The sequence below is a fragment of the Bacillus sp. 05T31 genome, assembly GCF_056396725.1.
Genome location: NZ_JBFTMA010000310.1, coordinates 1 through 4,648, shown reverse-complemented (window position 1 = coordinate 4,648; position 4,648 = coordinate 1). Strand labels below are relative to the sequence as shown.

Annotated in this window: 3 protein-coding genes; 2 read left to right on the top strand and 1 reads right to left on the bottom strand. The window is 34.8% G+C overall.

The genetic code is table 11. The features are described from left to right. On the top strand, window positions 1-2,153 hold a 2,153-nt coding region (locus AC1DJR_RS17810), incomplete at its 5' end, for a collagenase (RefSeq protein ID WP_477003152.1). 218 nt (window positions 2,154-2,371) lie between these two features. Here the strand turns inward: AC1DJR_RS17810 and AC1DJR_RS17805 are convergent. Further along, complete coding sequence (locus AC1DJR_RS17805; protein WP_429688552.1) at window positions 2,372-3,751, bottom strand: catalase; 1,380 nt, start codon at window positions 3,749-3,751, stop codon at window positions 2,372-2,374. Between the two features lie 301 nt (window positions 3,752-4,052). Here AC1DJR_RS17805 and AC1DJR_RS17800 point away from each other — a divergent pair. Further along, window positions 4,053-4,648: aminotransferase class III-fold pyridoxal phosphate-dependent enzyme (locus AC1DJR_RS17800; protein ID WP_477003151.1), on the top strand; the 596-nt coding region annotated here is incomplete at its 3' end.

Sequence of the window (4,648 nt, the reverse complement as noted above, 5' to 3'; positions counted from 1 at the left end):
AAACATTAGTAGAAGCTCTACGTGCAGCATTTTATTTAGGTTTTTACCATGATGAATTAAGCAAATTAAATGAGCGTAGCTACCATGATAAATGTTTACCGGCTTTAAAAACAATTGCAAAAAATCCGAATTTCAAACTTGGTACATCAGAACAAAATAAAGTTATTTCATCATACGGAAAATTAATTGGAAATGCATCGGCTGATGTTGAAACGGTTTTATATGCCGGTGAAATTTTTAAACAATATAACGATAATCTTGCAACTTTCATTGAAGACCGAACAAAAGGAGACGCTATATATGAGTTGATGAAGGGAATTGACTTTGATATTCAGACGGATATGTACACGACTGGAAAAGAGCCGAAAGATACGATGTGGTATCGAAATATCGATAACTTTATTAATGAAGTAAATCGTTTCGCACTAATTGGTACTGTATCAGATAAAAATGGATGGTTAATTAATAACGGAATTTACTATGCTGGCCGACTAGGCAAGCTTCATAGTACGCCGACAAAAGGACAACAAGTTGTTACAGACGCAATGCGAATTTATCCATATTTAGGAGAGCAATATTTTGTTGCGGCAGAACAAATTACTACAAATTACGGAGGAGTAGATGCGAACGGAAAAACAATAAATTTAGATCAAATTCGAGACGATGGTAAAAAGAAATATTTACCGAAAACATATACGTTTGATGATGGAGCAATTGTCTTTAAAGCAGGTGATAAAGTTAGTGAAGAGAAAATTAAGCGACTATACTGGGCGGCAAAAGAAGTACGCTCTCAATTTTATCGTACAGTTGGTAGTGATAAACCACTTGAAAGTGGACATGCTGATGATGTGCTAACGATGGTTATTTATAATAGTCCAGATGAATATCAATTTAATCGTCAATTGTATGGATATGAAACGAATAATGGTGGAATGTACATTGAAGGAAGCGGAACGTTCTTTACATATGAACGTACACCAGAGCAAAGTATTTATAGTTTGGAAGAATTGTTCCGCCATGAATTTACGCACTACTTACAAGGAAGATACGAGGTTCAGGGATTATGGGGCCAAGGAGAAATGTATCAAAATGAACGTTTAACATGGTTTGAAGAAGGGAATGCAGAGTTCTTTGCGGGTTCAACGCGATTAGATAGTGTAGTACCACGAAAAAGTATAATTGGTGGATTATCTTATGATCCTGCGAAACGTTATACAGCAGCACAAACATTAAATGCGAAATATGGAACGTGGGATTTTTATAACTATTCGTTTGCATTGCAATCATATATGTATAATAAACGTCCTGAAATGTTCGATAAAGTGCATGATTTAATTCGTGCATATGATGTTTCTAGTTACGATGCATACCGTTCTGCATTAAGCAAAGATAATAAATTAAATGAAGACTATCAATCTTATATGCAAATGCTTATTGATAATCGTGATAAGTATACAATTCCACAAGTATCAGATGAGTATTTAACCCAGCATGATCCAAAATCGCTTTCGGATGTTACGTCAGAGATTACAAATGAAGCAAAGTTAAAAGATGTGAAGGTAACAAAAAACAAATCACAATTCTTTAATACATTTACACTACAGGGGACATATACAGGAAGTGCGGCAAAAGGAGAAATTGAGGACTGGAAAGTGATGAATGAAGCAACAAATGATATGTTGAAACGTCTTTCAGGAAAAGAGTGGACGGGATATAAAACATTGACTGCTTATTTTGTAAATTACCGTGTTAATAATGCTGGACAATTTGAATATGATGTTGTACTTAGCGGGCTGAATACGGAAGAAGATACGGCTGTAGAAAAAGAACCGAATAATTCATTTGATACAGCGAATCCACTATCTTTGAACACTTTATTAAGAGGAAACTTAAGCGATCAAGATCAGGGGGATAGATTTGTTATCGATGTAAAGGATCCAAAAGATTTACAAATTACCGTTACGAACGAACAAAACATTGGATTGAACTGGGTGTTATATTCTGAATCAGATTTAGATAATTATGTAACTTATGCAACAAAACGTGATGGAAACAAATTGCTTGGAAATTATAATGCGAAGCCAGGGAAATATTACTTAAGTGTATATAAGTATGGCGGTGGAACAGGGAATTATACAGTGCAAGTAAAATAATTTACTATAGTTTGTTTTGAAAGGCTACTTATCGCATTTTTTAGTTAAATAAAGTATTTAATGTTAAACATTAAACTACTTCAATATACCCCTGTTCTATAATTAGAACAGGGGTATATTGGTTTTATATTTTTAAATTATATAACCTCATTGGATTTTGACAAGAAAATAATTAATATAGATTTGAATTCTCATTCGTAAAGCATGTTTTAATCTTCTTAATGCTCTTTCATTTTTGTCCCAATGCTTGTTTTCAAATCAGTTGATACTTGATCGAAATACCCCAAAACTATCTTCCTAATATCATCGGATATAACGTTCAAATCACTAGCTAAATTTTCAACAAGGTGTTCTTTCTCTATTTGTGTTAACTTTTCATAAAATTCACCAGCCTGCCCAAAGTCATCTTGCTTAGTTATAGAAGTTCTTTCAAGTGTGCCTTCAACGTATCTTCCGTCACCGCTAGTTGCTTGATTAGCAGGTGTCCAATCTTGCTGTTGGTTGATCGCTATTTTACGAAATTCAGGTCCAATTCTTCTTCTTTGAGAATCACTATAAATGTTAGCACGCCCTTGCAGCATTTTATCRTCTGATAGTTCTGCACCGTCTAGTAAATTAGAAGGGGAGAATGCGACTTTTTCTACTTGTTCTTTATAGTTTTCAGGATTTTTATTTAATACCATTTTGCCAACTGGTATAAGAGGATACTCCTTTTCATCCCATACTTTTGTATCATCTAAAGGGTCATAAGAAAGGTGTGTTTCATCTTTAGGATCCATGAGCTGGACATATAAACCATATTCCACTGCTTTACCAGCCTCAATTGCATCGTATAAATCTTTCCCGCTATAATCAGGATTTTCGGCGGCCAGTTTATTTGCTTCCTCACCAGTAATGAATTGTACACCTTCAAATGGATACCAATGATACTTTACATACTTTCGATAACCTTGAGCATTTCTCCAAACATATGTATTTACACTATGTCCTGGGATGTGGCGAAGACTTTTTGCCGTACCAGCATCAGAGTATAAACGGACAACAAAGTGAATGGATTCGGGTGCTCTAGCAACAAAACGCCAAAATCTATTAGGGTCTATTAAGTTATTTTTAGGTGAAGGCAACAACGCTTTAATCGTTTCAGGGAATCGCATCGGATCACGAACAGAGAAGACAGGAAGATGATTACATAAAAGATCAAAAACACCTTCTTTTGTATAAAATTTTGTAGAAAAACCACGTACATTTCTAGAAGTATCAGGTGTTCCTTTCGTACTAACAGCTAATGAAAACCGTACCATAACAGGAACCTTCTCATTTGAATGTTGTAAAAAGCTCAGTTTTGTATGTTCAGACATCGGATATATCGTTTGGAAATAACCGAATGCACCGTAACCTTTTACATGAACAGGTCTTTCTACAATTTTTTCGTGAATAAACTCTTGTAACGTCTCGTGCAGTACACTATCTTGCTTTAAAACAGGTCCACGTGAACCAACTGTTTGAGAGTGAAGTTTAGCTGGTTCATTAAGTTCTCGATTTTTATTTAAGTCTTCTCCTAATAAAGATTGCCTCTGTTTATCATATTTTTCATTCATCGATATAGCCTCCAAATCTTTTTTGTCCATTGTTACTAAATATGAGTTTATAGCGTTGATTATGTATGACACGCAAAGTCCAAAATGGTAACAGACCGCTAGATGAAAAAAATGCGCATGTAGTGGACCTGTTGAAATAGAAGAAATTATGGAAAAATGAATATCGGGAAGAGAAATAACACGTTTTAGTAAAAAGGTGGAAGAGAACCACTATTAAAATTTCAATCTTAAAATTAATTTAAAAATGACTTTATAGATAATGAACATGAAAAACAGGGAAAATAACTAGGAGGAATTTAAAATGTCGGATTGGTTTCAATTAGATAAAGAATATATGATGCCTACGTATTGTCGTACGAAGGTTGCAATAGAAAGAGGAGAAGGGTGCAAGCTTTATGATGTGGATGGTAAAGAGTATGTAGATTTATTTTCTGGTGTCGGAGTAAACGTATTAGGGTATAATCACCCGAAAATCGTGCAAACGACAATGGAACAAGTTACGAAATCTCTGCATCTCCCATTTCATTTTTTAAACCCAGTTGCGATTGAGTATGCAAAGAAATTAGTTGATTGCTCTTTAAAAAATGGAAAAGTCTTTTTTACAAACTCTGGTACGGAAGCGACAGAAACAACGTTGAAATTAATTGATAAATATAGAGCTAATACGCATGAGGAACGTGAAGGAATCGTAGTGCTGAAGAATAGCTTCCACGGGCGTACGTTAGGGGCACTTCATTTTACGAGACAAGTAAGTGTATATCAAAATTTCCCTAAAACATCGATTCCTGTATATGAAGTAGAGCGCGAGAATATAGAGGAATTAGAAGAAACAATTGTTAAAGAAAATCCAATTGCGATTATGCTAGAGCCTGTATTAGGTAGCGGGGGGATATACCC